General features: G+C 60.7%; 16 protein-coding genes and 1 tRNA gene. 3 read left to right on the top strand and 14 right to left on the bottom strand.

Features of this window, described 5'->3' with window-relative positions:
• Positions 1–3: 3 nt before the first annotated feature.
• The 8 genes from deoC to RTCIAT899_RS01255 all read right to left on the bottom strand — a co-directional run bounded on the left by deoC (position 4) and on the right by RTCIAT899_RS01255 (position 7335).
• On the bottom strand, positions 4–777 hold the full coding sequence (gene deoC / locus RTCIAT899_RS01290) for a deoxyribose-phosphate aldolase (protein WP_015338407.1): 774 nt from the start codon (positions 775–777) through the stop codon (positions 4–6).
• The gene (locus RTCIAT899_RS01285; RefSeq protein WP_015338406.1) at positions 774–1580 is read right to left on the bottom strand and encodes a purine-nucleoside phosphorylase; all 807 of its coding nucleotides are present in this window, start codon (positions 1578–1580) and stop codon (positions 774–776) included. Before RTCIAT899_RS01285 ends, deoC begins: the two co-directional genes overlap by 4 nt.
• On the bottom strand, positions 1577–1969 hold the full coding sequence (locus tag RTCIAT899_RS01280) for a cytidine deaminase (RefSeq protein WP_015338405.1): 393 nt from the start codon (positions 1967–1969) through the stop codon (positions 1577–1579). Before RTCIAT899_RS01280 ends, RTCIAT899_RS01285 begins: the two co-directional genes overlap by 4 nt.
• A gap of 3 nt (positions 1970–1972) precedes the next feature.
• On the bottom strand, positions 1973–2944 hold the full coding sequence (locus tag RTCIAT899_RS01275) for an ABC transporter permease (RefSeq protein ID WP_015338404.1): 972 nt from the start codon (positions 2942–2944) through the stop codon (positions 1973–1975).
• Positions 2945–2954: 10 nt separating this feature from the next.
• Positions 2955–4058, bottom strand: coding sequence for an ABC transporter permease (locus RTCIAT899_RS01270; protein ID WP_015338403.1), 1104 nt, complete (start codon positions 4056–4058; stop codon positions 2955–2957).
• Between the two features lie 7 nt (positions 4059–4065).
• Positions 4066–5622, bottom strand: a complete 1557-nt coding sequence (locus RTCIAT899_RS01265; RefSeq protein WP_085999166.1) for an ABC transporter ATP-binding protein — start codon at positions 5620–5622, stop codon at positions 4066–4068.
• 35 nt (positions 5623–5657) lie between these two features.
• Entirely contained in the window at positions 5658–6653 is a 996-nt protein-coding gene (locus tag RTCIAT899_RS01260; protein ID WP_041677159.1) for a BMP family lipoprotein, read from the bottom strand.
• A gap of 364 nt (positions 6654–7017) precedes the next feature.
• Positions 7018–7335, bottom strand: coding sequence for a hypothetical protein (locus RTCIAT899_RS01255; RefSeq protein WP_015338400.1), 318 nt, complete (start codon positions 7333–7335; stop codon positions 7018–7020).
• Between the two features lie 232 nt (positions 7336–7567).
• Between RTCIAT899_RS01255 and RTCIAT899_RS01250 the strand changes: the two genes are divergently transcribed.
• A tRNA-Ser gene (locus RTCIAT899_RS01250) sits at positions 7568–7657 on the top strand.
• A 16-nt stretch (positions 7658–7673) separates the two neighbouring features.
• Here the strand turns inward: RTCIAT899_RS01250 and RTCIAT899_RS01245 are convergent.
• The 3 genes from RTCIAT899_RS01245 to RTCIAT899_RS01235 are packed head-to-tail and all read right to left on the bottom strand — an operon-like array spanning position 7674 to position 10447.
• Positions 7674–8252 (bottom strand): TetR/AcrR family transcriptional regulator, encoded by a 579-nt coding sequence (locus RTCIAT899_RS01245; protein WP_015338399.1) that lies wholly within the window; start codon positions 8250–8252, stop codon positions 7674–7676.
• Complete coding sequence (locus RTCIAT899_RS01240; protein ID WP_015338398.1) at positions 8249–8785, bottom strand: dihydrofolate reductase family protein; 537 nt, start codon at positions 8783–8785, stop codon at positions 8249–8251. The genes RTCIAT899_RS01245 and RTCIAT899_RS01240 overlap by 4 nt, the downstream gene beginning before the upstream one ends.
• Before the next feature lie 30 nt (positions 8786–8815).
• On the bottom strand, positions 8816–10447 hold the full coding sequence (locus RTCIAT899_RS01235; protein WP_051043182.1) for an FAD-dependent monooxygenase: 1632 nt from the start codon (positions 10445–10447) through the stop codon (positions 8816–8818).
• A 175-nt stretch (positions 10448–10622) separates the two neighbouring features.
• Here RTCIAT899_RS01235 and RTCIAT899_RS01230 point away from each other — a divergent pair, with 175 nt between their 5' ends.
• On the top strand, positions 10623–11249 hold the full coding sequence (locus RTCIAT899_RS01230) for a TetR/AcrR family transcriptional regulator (protein ID WP_041677157.1): 627 nt from the start codon (positions 10623–10625) through the stop codon (positions 11247–11249).
• 123 nt (positions 11250–11372) lie between these two features.
• On the opposite strand, the gene RTCIAT899_RS01225 is transcribed toward RTCIAT899_RS01230, so the two are convergent.
• Positions 11373–12269, bottom strand: coding sequence for an SDR family oxidoreductase (locus RTCIAT899_RS01225; RefSeq protein WP_015338395.1), 897 nt, complete (start codon positions 12267–12269; stop codon positions 11373–11375).
• Between the two features lie 93 nt (positions 12270–12362).
• Between RTCIAT899_RS01225 and RTCIAT899_RS01220 the strand changes: the two genes are divergently transcribed.
• A complete protein-coding gene (locus RTCIAT899_RS01220; protein WP_015338394.1) occupies positions 12363–13196 on the top strand; it encodes a helix-turn-helix transcriptional regulator in 834 nt (277 codons plus the stop codon).
• Positions 13197–13315: 119 nt separating this feature from the next.
• Here RTCIAT899_RS01220 and RTCIAT899_RS31620 read toward each other — a convergent pair whose 3' ends face one another.
• Complete coding sequence (locus tag RTCIAT899_RS31620; protein WP_015338393.1) at positions 13316–13504, bottom strand: hypothetical protein; 189 nt, start codon at positions 13502–13504, stop codon at positions 13316–13318.
• Between the two features lie 187 nt (positions 13505–13691).
• Entirely contained in the window at positions 13692–15002 is a 1311-nt protein-coding gene (locus RTCIAT899_RS01210) for an MFS transporter (protein WP_015338392.1), read from the bottom strand.
• Positions 15003–15067 lie beyond the last annotated feature (65 nt).

The raw sequence follows: 15067 nt of genomic DNA, 5'->3' as shown, positions 1-15067 counted from the left end.
GGATCAGTAGCCTGAAGACGCCGTCTTGGACTCGCCGCCGGCCAGCACGTTCGAGATATCGTCGAGAAGGCTCGACGCACCGAAGCGGAAGGTCGACGGCATGGCCCAGTCGGGCGCCATGATGGTCTCGGCGAGGCTGAGATACAGAGCCGCATCGGAGACAGAGCCGATGCCGCCGGCCGGCTTGAAGCCGACCTTGCGACCGCTGTCGCGGATGGCGCGCAGCATGATGTCAGCGGCTTCGAGCGTCGCGTTGACGGCAACCTTGCCGGTGGACGTCTTGATGAAATCGGAGCCGGCATCGATCGCAAGTTCTGACGCGCGCCGGATGAGAGCGGTATCCTTGATTTCGCCGGTTTCAAGGATGGTCTTCAGAAGGACCGGACCTTTGCATTCGGCCTTTACCGCGGCAACCATATCGGTGATGGCCTGCTCATTGCCCGCCAGAAAGGCGCGATAGGGAATGACCAGATCGATCTCGTCGGCGCCATCGGCAATGGCTTCGCGCGCCTCGGCGGCAACATCGGCCACTTCCATGTCGCCGGCCGGGAAATTCACCACGGTCGCGATCTTTATGGCATGATCGACACCGAGAATGCCACGCGCCTGTGCGACGAAACGCGGCCAGATGCAGATGGCGGCCGTATTGCCATAGGGCGATTGCGCACGGGCGCACAGCGCCTCGATCTGAGCCGGGGTGCAGTCATCCTTGAGATTGGTGAGATCGAGAAGGGAAAGCGCAACGGCTGCCGTTTCTCTCAGCGAATGGCCGGTCATTGTGGATCTCCTTCGTCCGCGATCATTTCTTTCAGGATAGCGGCAAGCCGCGCGCCGCCGACCGGAGCCATGTCCTTCGTCTCCTCATGCGAGAGCTCGCCGCCGGTCATACCAGCACCATAGTTAGTGATGACGGAGGCAGCGGCAACCCTCAAACCGAAAAGACGCGCCAGGATGACTTCCGGCACCGTCGACATGCCGACGGCATCGGCACCGAGGATGCGCGCCATGCGGATCTCGGCCGGCGTTTCGAAGCTTGGGCCGGAAAACCACATATAGACGCCATGTGACAGCTTGATCTCGGCCTTTTCCGCCGCCTTGCGCATGCGCATGATGAGGTCGAGGTCGTAGGCGCTGGTCATGCCGACGAAGCGCCTGTCGCTCTCCTCGCCGATCAGCGGGTTCATGCCGGAATAGTTGATGTGATCGGTGATCTGCATCACCGAGCCCGGCGGCATCTCCTCGCGCAGCGATCCGGCCGAATTCGTCAGGATCAGCGTGTCCACGCCGAGTGCCTTCAGGGTCTCGATCGGCATGCGCATGGCATTGGCGTCGCCCTTTTCGTAATAATGCACCCGGCCGGAGAGCATGATGACGGGGACATCGCCGAGCTTGCCTGCGACCAGTGTGCCGGCATGGCCTGATACTGCGCTGACCGGGAAGCCGGGCAGATCGGCATAGGGGATGCGCAGCGCGTCTTTGACCTCATCCACGAGAGAGCCGAGGCCGGAACCCAGGATGATGCCATAGCGCGGCTTCAGCTCGCCGAGCTTCTCGGTGAGGATATCGGCGGCCGCACTCATCCGAGCACCTCCGTTTCGAAGCTGAAGGGCAACATTTCGTCCATGGTCATGGTCTTCTTCACGCCGGTTTCGTCGCAAAGATAGATGCGCGTCTCCTTGCTGGCAAATTCGGCGATCTTCTGCCGGCAGCCGCCGCAAGGCGGGCAGAGCGGCAGCTTCTCGGCGATGACGGCGATCTCGACGATCTTCTTGGCGCCGCCCATGATCATCTGGCCGATCGCTGTGGGTTCGGCGCACCAGCCCTGCGGGAAGGACAGGTTCTCGATATTGGCGCCGGTATAGATCTTGCCGTCCTCAGCGCGGATTGCCGCGCCAACGGGAAACTTCGAATAGGGAGCATGCGCGAACGCCATCGCGCCGCGCGCGGCCTCGAACAGATCATGCGACATAGACTAGCGCTCCTTGGTATAGGGCACGCCACCGGCCTTCGGAGGCTTGGCGACACCGATAAAGCCTGCAAGCAGGATGCAGGTGAGGATATAGGGCAGCGCCTGGAAAATCTGTACCGGCACCTCGCCGATGCCCGGAACCGCCTTGCCCTGCATGAAATTGGCGAAGGCATCAAGGAAGCCGAACAGAAGGCAGGTGAACATGACCGGCACAGGCTTCCATTTGGCGAAGATCAGTGCGGCAAGCGCGATATAGCCCTTGCCCGCGGACATGTTGTTGATGAAGGCGGCCGACTGGGCGATGGCGAGATAGGTGCCGGAGAAGCCGCAGAGAATGCCGGCTGCTATCAGCGATCGATAGCGCAGCCATTCGACCGAGATGCCGGCGGTATCGACGGCGCCGGGATTTTCGCCAACGGCACGCAGGCGCAGACCGAAACGGGTGCGATAGAGAATCCACCAGGAAATCGGCACCGTCAGGAAGGCCAGATAAGTCAGGATATTGTTGCCGGAGATGACATTCGCATAGAGCGGCCCGATGAACGGAACGTCGCGAATGGCATCGGCGCCGGGCAGCGTGATGCCGGAAAAACGTGCGGTGGCAGCCAAAGTGGGCGTGCGGCCACCCTGACCGAACCAGGCTTGACCGAGAACGATGGTCAGGCCGGCCATCAGGAAGTTGATCGCGACGCCGGAAACGATCTGATTGCCGCGATTGGTGATCGATGCGAAACCGTGCAGCAGGCCGACGACGACCGAGACGACAATGCCCGCGCCAAGGCCGGCCCAGGGTGAGCCGCTGATCGAGGCGACGCAGGCGGCAGCAAAAGCCGAGGCCAGCATCTTGCCTTCAAGGCCGATATCGAAGATGCCGGCGCGCTCGGAAAACAGGCCCGCCAGCGCCGTGAAGATCAGCGGAATCGACAGGCGGATCGTCGAACCAAGTATGCTGATGAGAAGATCATAATAGTCCATCGTCCGATCCTCACGTCCTGGCGAATGTCTGGTAGATGCGCACGAGCGCAGGTCGGAACATGTATTCGAGGGCACCGGCAAACAGGATGACGAGACCCTGGATCACCACGATCATGTCGCGCGTGATGTTCGGCATGTCGAAGGACAGCGCGTCGCCGCCCTGATAGAGAATGCCGAACAGGATCGCCGCCACGATGATGCCAAGCGGATGATTGCGGCCCATCAGCGACACGGCGATGCCGACAAAGCCCGCACCGAGCACGAATTCCACCTGCAGACGTGCGGATGCGCCCATGACGGGATTGAGCGCCATCATGCCGGCAAGACCGCCGGAAAGAAGCATGGCGATGATGACCGTGCGGGCGTAGGGAATGCCGGCATAGACCGCAGCGGTGGGGCTGAGGCCCAGCGTGCGCATTTCATAGCCGAGCTTGGTGCGCCAGACGAGTACCCACACCAGGAAGCACATGACCAGCGCGATCAGGAAGGAGACGTTGAGCGGCGCCGCACCGATGGTCGAGCCGAACATATCCATCAACCAGCCGAGCTTCGGCAGCTGACCGCCCTCCAGAAAGGTGCGGGTTTCGGGGGCCATCTTGCCCGGAACGATCAGTATATGCACCAGCAGGAAGTTCATCATCGCCGATGCGATGAAATTGAACATGATCGTGGTGATGACGACGTGGCTGCCCCGCTTGGCTTGCAGCCAGGCAGGAATGAAGGCCCAGAGCGCCCCGAAGATCGCCGCGCCGATGACGGCAAAGGGCATCGTCACATACCAGGGAACATAATGGTCGAGGGTCAGCGCCACCAGGGCGCAGCCAAGACCGCCGACATAGGCCTGGCCTTCCGAACCGATATTGAAAAGGCCGGCATGGATGGCGACGGCGACCGAAAGGCCGGTGAAGATGAAGCTTGTCGCATAATACAGCGTGAAGCCGATGCCTTCGCCGCTGCCAAGCGCGCCCTGCAGCAGCAGGACAAGCGCATCGAGCGGGCTCTCGCCGATGAACCAGACGACGAGGCCGGAGATCAGGAAGGCAACAATGAGATTGAGAAGGGGGATCAGACCGTAGGTGATCCAATTGGGGAGCGGAACGGAAGCCGTGCTCATATACGCCTCACGCGGCAATGCCGGCCATCATCAGGCCGAGTGTTTGTTCACCGGCCTCAGCCGACTTTTCACCGACGATATGGCCGGCGAACATGACGAGGATACGGTCCGAAAGCGCACGGATCTCATCCAGCTCCACCGAAACCAGTAGGATGGCCTTGCCGGCGTCGCGCATCTCGATGATGCGACGATGGATGAATTCGATGGCGCCGATGTCGACGCCGCGCGTCGGCTGGCCGATCAGCAGAGCCTTCGGATCGCGCTCGATCTCACGGGCGACGACTATCTTCTGCTGGTTGCCGCCGGAAAAATTGGCTGTTTTCAGCCGCGCGTTCGGCGGGCGGATATCGTATTTCTCGATCTTCTCGATGGCATCCTTGCGCATGGCATCGAGATCGAGCATGCCGCCGCGCCCGTATTTGCGGTCGCGGTGATAGCCGAGCATGGAATTCTCATACTCCTCGAACTTGAGGACGAGGCCCATGTGATGGCGATCTTCCGGAATATGGGCAAGGCCAAGGTCGCGAAGTGCTGCGGGATCGGCATTGCCGATCGGCTTGCCATGCAGCAGGATCTCGCCCGAGGCTGGCTTACGGATACCGGCGATGGCCTCCAGCAATTCCGACTGGCCGTTGCCGGCAACGCCGGCAATGCCGACGATCTCGCCGGCGCGGACATCGAAGGAGACGTTGTCGACCATGGTGACGCCACGGCCGTCCTTAACGGTGAGATTGCGCACCGACAGCAGGATATCGCCCGGATTGGGGGCGCCCTTTTCGACGCGCAGCAGCACGCGGCGGCCGACCATCAATTCTGCCAGCTCTTCGACAGTGGTTTCCGCCGTCTTGCGCGTGGCAACCATCTCGCCACGGCGCATGACCGACACCGTATCGGTGATCGCCATGATCTCGCGCAGCTTGTGGGTGATGAGTATGATCGTCTTGCCCTGATCGCGAAGGACGCGAAGGATGCGGAAGAGATTGTCCGCTTCGGCCGGCGTCAAGACGCCGGTGGGTTCGTCGAGAATGAGGATCTCCGCGCCGCGATACATCGCCTTCAGGATCTCGACGCGTTGCTGCTGACCGACGGGAAGCTCTTCAATCATCGCATCCGGATCGACTTCCAGACCATAATCCTTCTCCAGCCGGTTGAGCTCGGCGCGTGCGGCCGCTACCCCCTTGGCGAGAAGCGCGCCGCCTTCGGCGCCCAGCATGACGTTTTCAAGGACGGTAAAATTGTCGACCAGCATGAAATGCTGGTGCACCATCCCGATACCGGATGCAATTGCCGTCTGGCTGTCGCGGATGGCGATCGGGTTGCCGTTGATGCGGATTTCGCCGCTGTCGGCCTGATAGAATCCGTAGAGGATCGACATGAGGGTCGATTTCCCGGCACCGTTTTCGCCGATGATCCCGTGGATCGAGCCCTTGGCGACGGTCAGGTTGATATCTTTATTGGCGTGGACAGCACCGAACTTTTTGTCGATGCCCACGAGCTCGATGGCAGAGATTTGGCTCACTATAGGGGCTCCAGAAACCGGTTTCCGGATAAGAAAAGGGCGCATGACGTTTTTGCTCCGTCATACGCCCTTATTTCATATCAGTTCTTCGGGCAGGCGTTGTCGGTCAGATAGTCGTGGACCTTGATGGTGCCAGCAACGATATCGGTCCGGGCCTTGTCGACAGCAGCCTGCATTTCCGGAGTGACGAGCGACTTGTTGTTGTCGTCCATAGCGACGGCAACGCCGTCTTCCTTCAGGCCGAGTTCCTGCGTACCAGGCGTGAACTTGCCGTTCTTGGCGTCGCTGAAGGCATTGTAAACGGCGAGGTCGACGCGCTTGACGACGGAGGTCAGAACGGAACCCGGATGCAGGTAGTTCTGGTTCGAATCGACGCCGATCGACAGCTTCTTGTTGTCGGCGGCGGTCTGCAGCACGCCGAGGCCGGTCGCGCCGGCAGCTGCGTAAACAACGTCTGCGCCCTGGTCGATCTGGTTCTTGGTGAGTTCGCCGCCGCGAACCGGGTCATTCCAGGCCGCACCGGTCGTGCCGGTCATGTTCTGGAAAACTTCGATCTTCGCATTGGTGGCACGCGCACCGAGCTCGTAGCCGCATTCGAACTTGCGGATCAGCGGAATGTCCATGCCGCCGACGAAGCCGATCTTGCCGGACTTCGATGCGATGGCAGCCATGACGCCGGCGAGATAGGAGCCTTCATTTTCCTTGAACTTGACCGAGCGGACGTTCGGCAGATCAAGGCTGTCGTCGATCAGGACGAATTCGGTCTTCGGATATTCGGCAGCAACCTTCTGGAGCGCGGAGGTCCAGGCAAAGGAAACGGCGATAACCGGATTGAAGCCCTTGCTGGCGAAGTTGCGCAGCGCCTGTTCGCCCTGAGTGTCGCCCGTCGGCTCGAAGTCGCGGTAAGCGATGCCGGTTTCCTTCTTGAATTTTTCGGCGCCGTTATAGGCAGCTTCGTTGAAGGATTTGTCGAACTTGCCGCCGGTTCCGTAAACGATTGCCGGCTTGATATCGGCCGCAAGCGCCGTTGCCGACATGGCAGCCAGAGCGAAAAGGGTCAAAAGGGATTTTTTCATGTGGTGCAGCCCTATTGTTTCTATCTTGTTGGGTCCTCCCGCAAGCCCGTTGACCGGGCAAGTCTGCGGAACCGCCGACCTCCCCGAGGCCAAGCTGGCGCGCATCCTTGCATGGCTGCATGAAAAATTCACGAGAAATTTTTCAGTTGGTAAAGATTTGTGGGAATTGGTGAAAACCCATCCAAACCACCCTTTTTTTAAACAATTTCGGGCCAAAACTGCAATTTTATTGGTCAGAATAGCTGCCGGTCAGCTCTCCGCAATCGCCAGTTTTGCTGATCACGGCATAGCTGCAAGCCCGTCGCCAGACATTCTCCGACGTCACCAAAATCCCCAAATGGCACAGAGCGAAACGCAGCCCCTTTCAGGCGCTGAAGCGTCCGGCAACGGGCTGGCGCTTATAGGCGACCATCCACAGAAGCAGCGAGATCACCAGAAAGACCGCAAAGGCCGGCTGAAACAGCAGCCATTGCATCGCCAAGTCATAGAAACGGGGATGAACATAATAGGCGATGGTCGCGCGAAGGCTTGCCAGCGACGAAGGGCTGACATCGTTCCACGCATCCCCCATAGGGGTCATGACCACGGCGGAGGCCGCAACGGATTGAATGGAATCGATGGTGCCGGCGATCACGGCCACCACCAGCGCGACAAGGCTGGAAAAACGCAACAGGAAACGCATGAACTCCTCCGGATACTCACTACGTCCAGCCTTTGTGGGCCGACCGGTCTTATGCCGCCTCATCCATTTCTTTAGATAAGTGGAACGCGAAATAAGCGCAATGGGGATGAGATGCAGAGTTTTTTGTCCAGAAGTCAAAAAACTGTCAGATTCGGGTTGATCCTAGAAAATTCATCGGTATATATCGCGCCGTTCCCACAATAGCTCCTTTATCGGATGCGAAAGTGCAGATGGACAGGTGGCCGAGTGGTTTAAGGCGCACGCCTGGAACGCGTGTGTGCGTGAAAGCGTACCGTGGGTTCGAATCCCACCTTGTCCGCCATTTTCTGCCGTTTACTCTACGTCTCCAGGCTGTCCAGCAGTTCAGAGATCGCGCGTTCATAATTCGCATACTCCGGGTCCGTTGCTACCGGCTGCGGGCCATCGCCATTTTCGTCTGTCGCCACGGCAAGCGCTGCACCATGCGTATAATCGACAAGAATATGCACCCATAGCAGAGCACGCGACGGCGAAGGGCCAAGTTCTTTCAGCAGGTCTGTCAGGCTGTCCGTGATCCTTCTTGCATGGTCAGGGAACGCGTCCGGCCGGTTGAAGATGGCAAGAGTCAGGCCTGGATAGCGTATCACCTTTGCCCGATACGCCTTCAGCAAGCCCTCTATCCGAGACCGAACCGTTCCTTCCGGAGGAGCGGCAACATCGGCATAGATGCTCTCCGCCAATGCCTTGATCAATCCGTCCCGATCCCGGAAGTGGTGATAGATCGTCATCGGGTTGACATTCGCCCGCATCGCGACCGCGCGCATCGTCAGATTTTCAAACCCCTCACCATCAAGCAGAGCTAATGCCTCCGAAAGGATTCCCGCCGGTGACACGCTGTTCTCATCGGCGCGCGGCCTGCCACGGCTTCGCTTGGTCATAACGCAATTGCATAGGTCGATTGCACCAACCCGGACGGAAACGGGCGGGTGCCCACATGCCTGAGGTTGATGTCGCGCGAAACCGGACCGAACAGGGGGCGGCCGCTGCCGAGCAGTATCGGAACACGCGTGATCACCAGATCGCTGATCAAGCCTTCCTCAAGGAAGGATTGAATGACGCGCCCGCCATCGACATAGACACGGCGGCAGCCTTCCGCTTCGAGCATGGCCATGGCTTGCTGCGGCGACTTCCGCGTGAAACGGACCTTGCCGGCAAGCTCGGACGGGACCGGCTGCTCCGCCAGGGTGGTGGAAAGAACGAGCACCGGGCGCGTATAGAACCATGGTTTCATGTCGCGGACCGTCTCGAAGGTGCCGCGGCCCATGATGATGGCGTCGATGTCCCTGATGAAATCGTTGTAGCCATGATCCTCGCCGGAGGCGTCGTACTTAAGCAACCATTCGATACCGCCGTCATCGCGAGCGATGAACCCATCCAGGCTGGTTGCAATAAAAACATGACCGGTGATCATCTCGCATCTCCATAATTATACGATGTATAATTATGGATTGCTGGCGCTGTCAAGGACAGGTGATAAGGGCGCTGGCTGAGAGCCGCTAATCCCGGCGGGTTCGCCGAACCATCGCGACGCCGCTTCGGCAGCGGCTTCAAGATCCGGCTCCCCCTCGCCGACCCAGGCAACGACGCCGTCAGGCCGCACGAGCAAGGCACGGAGGCCCAGTCGATCCTTGGCGTCGCCGGCGATATAGGTGATCCGGTCGCTCCAGCGGTTTGCGAGGGCTTCAAGGGGGGCACGGGCGTCGAAATCCAGCAGCAGGCCCTCGCCCGCTCCGAGGAGATCGCCGAGCCTCGTCCCATCGGTCAGTTCGGAGTCAGGAGCGCTGCGGCCGACGAGCGGATGGCTCCCGCCAAGATCATAGCGGAGAGAAACGCCCCAGACGCGCTCGGCGAAATAGGTCGCGCCATCACGCGTGTCGATCAAATCGCGGATGATGGCTTCAAGCGCGCGCGAGCTCGGGCTTGGCCGCATGAGCGCGACCTGGGCGCGTGACCAATCAAGCACCTTCGCCCCAATGGGATGCCGCTCGCTGGAATAGGTATCGAGCAGGCCGGCCGGCGCATCGCCACGGATCGTGGCGGCAAGCTTCCATCCAAGGTTCATCGCGTCGCCCAGACCAAGGTTGAGGCCCTGGCCGCCCAAGGGGGAATGGATGTGCGCGGCATCGCCGGCGAGCGATATGCGTCCCCTGCGATAACTGGTTGCCTGGTGGGCGCGATCCGTCCATGTAGTGGCAAGGTTGAGTGCCGTTACTGTGACGTCGGTGCAGGAAATGCGGCGCAGCACGGCTTGCACATGCTCGAGCGTGATCGGCTGGGTACGGTGAAACGCGCCTCCGTCGAAATCGACCATTGTGACGATTCCAGGCGGCGAAAAAGTGTACATGCCCGTCGCGGTGTAATGGCGGCCTGTTTGAAGCTTGTCCGGGTCTGCGATCTCGACGTCAGCAGAATAGCCGGTAAATTCGGGATCGGTGCCGACAAATTCGAAGCCGCCAGCCTTACGAACGATGCTGCGTCCGCCGTCGCAGCCGACGAGCCAGCGCCCGCGAAAAGTCTCAGCCCTGGTCCTGACGGTGACGTCGTCATCCGACTGATCGAGGCTTTCGACAGCACAGCCACGCCTGATCTCGACGCCCATCGCCGCGGCGCGAGCGGCCAGGATCGTTTCGAGGCTTTCCATCTCGATCATCATGCTGGTGCCGGCCGGGCTCGACAGGCGATAGGGCCATTTCGAGGCATCGATATTGTCATGGAAAAACTGGATGCCGGCAAAATGGCCGCCGGGGCGGCGCGGCTGATGCATCCAGTGCGCAGACGAAGCGCCGCTGTCGCCCGATCCATTCTTGGCGGGCTGCGCCGCCGCGATGTCCTTCAGCAGGCCGCGACGATAGAAGGCTTCGATGGTTGGCGCCGAGAGGCCGCGCATGCCGAAGGGAAGGCGCTTCAGAGGCGAGCTCGGGTCCTCGGCCTGCTCCAGCACCAATACGGCGAGACCGGCGAGACGCAGCTCACAGGCGAGAAACAGGCCGACGGGTCCGCCGCCGGCAATCAGGACATCATAAATCAAGACAGAACTCCTCAAGCGAGCGGCGCCGCAAAGGGCGCCAGACATTCCGGCTTTGATTACTCTCAGCCGGCGCGAGTCGTTGGAAAATGCCCATCTCCATTCGAGCGGGCGACGATCCGGCTACAGGAACAGCCATAAAACCTGTGCCAATTTCACCGATTTCGTGATCGTGATACGATTTTATACTCGGTATAAATTTACTTATGGTATAAATATCGCCATGTCAAACCCAATCAAACTCCGGGACCGCAAGAAGGAGATGACGCGTCAGGCGATCTCCAATGTCGCAACACGCCTCTTCGTCGAACATGGCTTCGACAAGGTTTCCGTCGCCGACATCGCTGACGAAGCGGAGGTCGCTAGAAAGACGGTGTTCAACTATTTTCGCCGCAAGGAGGACCTGGTTTTCGATCGGGAGGACGAGGTGCGGGAGCTGGTGCGCAAAGCGATTGCCGACCGCGGCCGTGAGCCGCCGGTCCGCGCCTTCCAGGCGCTGATGCGGGAACTGGTGGAAACGCAGCATCCCCTGTTCAGGATCACGGACCGGCCCATCCACTTCTGGCGCATGGTGGCGGAGAGCCCGACGCTGACGGCGTATGCGCGTGGGCTGCAGGTGACGCTTGCCGACGATCTTTCGAGAATGTTGTCCGACGCGGCGTGTCAGCCGCGCTCTGATGCCGACGCACATCTCGCGGGCGCAATGCTGATGGCGACGCTGGTGACCGCCTATGGCGAGGCGCTTCGCGCCTTTCGCGAGAATCGAAAGCCCGAGGCGGCGCTGGCGAGCGTCCTGGACCGAGGTTTTGCCGGTGTCGACGCCGCTCTTGCCGGGACACCGTATGTCTGACTCTGGAGCTTTCTGGATCGCAGCCTGAAAGATGAAACCCGGCCGAAGGGTCGGCCGGGTTTTTCGAATCCATGCTCAGTCAGACCATCGACCATCCGCGGATCGTGGCCGATGGCACCGATATCACGCCGCGGAAACCTGCAGCTCTGCAAGATCCTGAAGCAGCGTCGGGCCGTTGGGTTCCCAACCGAGCTTCTGTCGGGTCTTGGCGCTGGAGGCCGGCATGTCGTGGCCGGCAAACAGAGCGAGCCAGCCGAAATAATCCTGCGCCTCTTCCTTGGTGATGGATTTGACGGGCAGGTTCAGGCGCCGCCCGATCGTCTCGACGATATCGCGCAAGGGGACGCCTTCTTCGGCAACGGCGTGATATTTGGCATTCGGTTCGGCGCGCTCGACGACGAGGCGGTAAAGACGGCCGACATCGGTAAAATGCGCCGCCGGCCAGCGGCTGATCCCCTCTCCGACATAGGCGCAAACACCCTTTTCCCGGAATATCTGGATCAAGGGCGTAATAAGCCCCTGGCTGACCGGATCATGCACCTGCGGGAGGCGCACGACCGAGACATTGACGCCGATTTCGCTCGCCAATATCCCCGCTTCCTCCGTGGCGGCACGCGGATGCCTGTCGGAGCGGACGATCGGATTGTCTTCCTTCGCGGGCTCGCCCGGCACCGTGTTGGCGATCGGCGTGCCCGACGTAATGACCAGCGGACGGGCAGAACCGGCAAGCGCCGAGGCCAGCGTTGCGATGACCCGGCGGTCATCCTCGCAATTCTGGACGAATCTCGAGAAGTCGTGGTTGAAGGCAAGGTGGATGACGCCGTCGGATTGCGAGGCGCCGCTTTTCAGGATTTCCGCATCCTCGATCGTGCCGTGAAGGACCTCGGCACCGGCAGCGGCAAGCGCGACCGCCTTTTCCCTCGAGCGCGAAAGGCCGAGCACCTGATGGCCAGCGCCGATCAATTCCCTGACGACATGCGAGCCGACATTTCCGGTCGCACCGGTAACGAATATACGCATATGCACTGTCTCCTTATTTCGTCGGAGACAAATCTCTGCCTATCGTTTATTCTGGTAAAGTAGTGACCTTATCATAGTAAAGACACTAACAGGATGACCGATCTCATCGAAACCGAAAACGTGCTCGGGACCTATCTGAGGGACCGCCGCGCGAAACTCGACCCATCCGCCCTGGGATTTGCCGGCGAGCGGCGGCGCACGCCCGGGCTTCGGCGCGAGGAGGTGGCGCAGCGTGCCAATATAAGCCCGACCTGGTACACATGGCTGGAACAGGGACGCGGCGGTGCGCCCTCCGCCGACGTGCTTGACCGGATCGCCCGCGCGCTGATGCTCACCGAAGTGGAGCGCGAGCATCTGTTCCTGCTCGGCCTCGGCCGCCCGCCGGAAGCGCGCTATCGCAAGAATGATGGCGTGACGCCGCGGCTGCAGCGTGTGCTCGATGCGCTGGAGCCGAGCCCCGCCCTCATCCGGACCGCCACCTGGGACGTCATCGCCTGGAACCGGACGGCACCTTTGATGCTGATCGACTACGCATCGCTAGCGCCGGAGGAGCGCAATATCCTGCGCTATATCTTTCTCGATCCGCGTGCGCGCGCCATGCAGTATGACTGGGAAAGCGTCGCCCGTTTCGCCCTGGGCGCCTTCCGGGTCGATGCGGCGCGCGCAGGCGCAGCGAGTGAGATCGAGCCTTTCGTGGCGGAACTTTGCCGCATCAGCCCGGAATTCAGGGCCATGTGGCGCGAAAACGACGTTCCCGGCACCCATACCGAAGCCGTCAAGCATATACGCCACCCCATCCTCGGCCCGCTGGCATTCGAATATTCGGCCTTTTCGGTCGATGGCCGCACGGATCTCAGCATGATCGTCTACAATCCGGCAACGCCCGACGATGCCGAGCGGATCAGATCGCTGCTGCCCAAACTATAGGGCAGAGATGGCCGAGGCTTGTCTGAACCGAGGCCTGCGTCTCGTGATCAAAGCCGACCTCTGCCCCGGATTCGAGCGCTCCTCTCACTACCGGAAGGGCGGCTGCCTACCGTCTTTCCCTAAGTCGAGAGATTGGCAGCGATGGTTTCGCATCTTGCCATCGCCCAGCGTAGGTCCATTTCGTCACCGCTTTGGGCAGCTTCATGGATCTGCTGGAGACCGATGCGGAGCTGGTAGCAAGATAATACCAGCGAATCGCCCATCGCTTGCGGTTCGTGCTCTTCGAAATAGCTGGCCTGCGCTTCCATACAGGCAAGCCAGGGACGCCAGAAGAAGATGTTCGCGACATACCTTACTCCATTGCGAGATGGCGCCCAGATCGCGCTCGACGGCCTCAACAATGGTTTCGAACGCTGGCACCGTTTCCCTCCTCACGCTATCGAGACACTCTATGGTCCATATTTAAGTTTTAAGTCCTGCTTCCCGACGGGAAAGCTAAATCTTTCCGCGCCCGACGCTTTGCGTCGCCACCTCAGGCGTTGCCCGCAAGGTCAGCGCCCAGAAGAGCAGCGTTACAAGACTTATGGCGGTACCGGAGATGCAGACGCCGCTCCAGCCCGCATGAGCATAGATGATCGTCGACGTCGATGATCCCACGGCGCTGCCGATGGAATAGAAGACCATGTAAGCAGCGGTCAGCCGGTTTTGCGCATCAGGTCTCACGCGATAGATCATGCCCTGATTGGTGACGTGCACCGCCTGCAGGCCGAAATCGATGACGAGGACACCGAGAATGAGCCAGAGGATCGAATGATCGAGCATCGAGATCGGTAGCCAGGCAAGGAGCATTAGCGCGAGTGCAATGCCTGTCGTGCGCTGACCATGGCCGCGGTCGGCCCAGCGCCCAGCCCTGATGGCGCCGAGTGCGCCTGCCGCGCCGGCAAGGCCGAACAGGCCGACTTCGGTATGGGACAGGGAATAGGGTGGCGCCGTCAGGGGCATGACGAGCGGCGCGAGCAAGGTGGTGATATTGGCGAAGATCAGCATGGCGATGATCCCGCGGATGCGCAGGACAGGTTCTTCTACGAGTAAGGTGCCGAGCGAGCGGATAAGACCGAAATAGGAGAGTCCGCTCCTCGGCTTCTCCTGCCGCGGCAGCGCGCGCCAAAGGAGAAGCGCGATTACCAGCGTCAGCACGGCTGAGACGATATAGACAGTCCGCCAGCCAGAGAGATCGGTCAGCGTTCCCGCGACGCTGCGCGCCAGCAGGATGCCGAGGACGATGCCGCTGGTGACCACGCCGACGATATGACCGCGCTCGGCGGGGTGCGCAAGGCTCGCCGCGTAGGCAACCAGCGCCTGTGTCACGACGGCCAGGAAGCCAACGGCGGTCATGGAGGCGAGCAGCATCGCCGCACTGGACGAGGAGCCGACACTGATGAGGGCCGCCACGCTCAGCAGCGACTGCACGATGATGAGCTTGCGCCGGTCTACGAGATCGCCAAGCGGAACCAGCAGGATCAGGCCGAACCCATAACCGAGCTGCGTCGCACCGACGATCAGGCCGGCAACCGTGCGCGACAGCTTGAGATCATCGGCCATGACATCGAGAAGCGGATGGGCGAAATAGGCATTGGCCACAGCAAGGCCACTCGCGACGGCAAAGAGGAAAATCGTTGCGCGCGTCAGCGGCGAATTGGCCGCTCCGGAGTATTCGGTGCTCTTAGACGAACCCTCTCGCGAGGAGTTAGGGCGCAGAATATCCTTCGCGCTGCCGGCCGGCGGCGCGTCCTGATCGATCGCCATTGCAAAACTCCCGATTCTTCGGTTTAATAATGAAACCATCTACCGAGTAACATTATTGGTTTAAT

This window comes from Rhizobium tropici CIAT 899 (assembly GCF_000330885.1).
GTDB classification, from domain to species: Bacteria; Pseudomonadota; Alphaproteobacteria; order Rhizobiales; family Rhizobiaceae; genus Rhizobium; species Rhizobium tropici.
The sequence above is the reverse complement of the archived record's forward strand: the minus strand, read 5'-3'. Positions and strand labels throughout refer to the sequence as shown.

Coding starts and splice junctions, on each gene's coding strand:
- deoC (WP_015338407.1), bottom strand. CDS start 777: ATGACCGGCCATTCGCTGAGAGAAACGGCAGCCGTTGCGCTTTCCCTT.
- RTCIAT899_RS01285 (WP_015338406.1), bottom strand. CDS start 1,580: ATGAGTGCGGCCGCCGATATCCTCACCGAGAAGCTCGGCGAGCTGAAG.
- RTCIAT899_RS01280 (WP_015338405.1), bottom strand. CDS start 1,969: ATGTCGCATGATCTGTTCGAGGCCGCGCGCGGCGCGATGGCGTTCGCG.
- RTCIAT899_RS01275 (WP_015338404.1), bottom strand. CDS start 2,944: ATGGACTATTATGATCTTCTCATCAGCATACTTGGTTCGACGATCCGC.
- RTCIAT899_RS01270 (WP_015338403.1), bottom strand. CDS start 4,058: ATGAGCACGGCTTCCGTTCCGCTCCCCAATTGGATCACCTACGGTCTG.
- RTCIAT899_RS01265 (WP_085999166.1), bottom strand. CDS start 5,622: ATGCGCCCTTTTCTTATCCGGAAACCGGTTTCTGGAGCCCCTATAGTG.
- RTCIAT899_RS01260 (WP_041677159.1), bottom strand. CDS start 6,653: ATGAAAAAATCCCTTTTGACCCTTTTCGCTCTGGCTGCCATGTCGGCA.
- RTCIAT899_RS01255 (WP_015338400.1), bottom strand. CDS start 7,335: ATGCGTTTCCTGTTGCGTTTTTCCAGCCTTGTCGCGCTGGTGGTGGCC.
- RTCIAT899_RS01245 (WP_015338399.1), bottom strand. CDS start 8,252: ATGACCAAGCGAAGCCGTGGCAGGCCGCGCGCCGATGAGAACAGCGTG.
- RTCIAT899_RS01240 (WP_015338398.1), bottom strand. CDS start 8,785: ATGATCACCGGTCATGTTTTTATTGCAACCAGCCTGGATGGGTTCATC.
- RTCIAT899_RS01235 (WP_051043182.1), bottom strand. CDS start 10,447: ATGTCTGGCGCCCTTTGCGGCGCCGCTCGCTTGAGGAGTTCTGTCTTG.
- RTCIAT899_RS01230 (WP_041677157.1), top strand. CDS start 10,623: ATGTCAAACCCAATCAAACTCCGGGACCGCAAGAAGGAGATGACGCGT.
- RTCIAT899_RS01225 (WP_015338395.1), bottom strand. CDS start 12,269: ATGCGTATATTCGTTACCGGTGCGACCGGAAATGTCGGCTCGCATGTC.
- RTCIAT899_RS01220 (WP_015338394.1), top strand. CDS start 12,363: ATGACCGATCTCATCGAAACCGAAAACGTGCTCGGGACCTATCTGAGG.
- RTCIAT899_RS31620 (WP_015338393.1), bottom strand. CDS start 13,504: ATGGAAGCGCAGGCCAGCTATTTCGAAGAGCACGAACCGCAAGCGATG.
- RTCIAT899_RS01210 (WP_015338392.1), bottom strand. CDS start 15,002: ATGGCGATCGATCAGGACGCGCCGCCGGCCGGCAGCGCGAAGGATATT.